The sequence below is a fragment of the Niallia sp. MER 6 genome (genome assembly GCF_023714395.1).
In the GTDB taxonomy this organism is placed as follows: Bacteria; Bacillota; Bacilli; order Bacillales; family Cytobacillaceae; genus Niallia.
This window is the reverse complement of record NZ_JAMAUK010000121.1, coordinates 1-412: the sequence shown is the minus strand read 5'-3', so window position 1 is coordinate 412 and position 412 is coordinate 1. Positions and strand designations below refer to the sequence as shown.

General features: G+C 60.0%; 1 protein-coding gene. It reads left to right on the top strand.

Annotation, left to right across the window (positions count from 1 at the left end; translation table 11 throughout):
* Positions 1-412: ATP-binding cassette domain-containing protein (locus M3600_RS28615; RefSeq protein ID WP_251648589.1), on the top strand; the 412-nt coding region annotated here is incomplete at both ends.

Sequence of the window (412 nt, the reverse complement as noted above, 5' to 3'; positions counted from 1 at the left end):
ATCCCCACCTTTCCGTTGCGGAAAATATGTCGTTTGGCCTGAAGCTGGCCGGCGCGAAAAAAGATCTGATTAACCAGCGGGTGACTCAGGTTGCGGAAGTGCTGCAGCTGGCCCATCTGCTGGAGCGTAAACCGAAAGCCCTCTCCGGCGGTCAGCGCCAGCGCGTGGCGATTGGTCGTACGCTGGTGGCAGAGCCAAGCGTTTTCCTGCTGGATGAGCCGCTTTCCAACCTCGATGCCGCCCTGCGCGTCCAGATGCGTATCGAAATCTCCCGTCTGCATAAGCGACTGGGCCGCACCATGATCTATGTCACCCACGATCAGGTGGAAGCGATGACCCTCGCCGACAAGATCGTGGTCCTCGACGCCGGCCGTGTGGCGCAGGTTGGGAAACCGCTGGAGCTCTATCACTA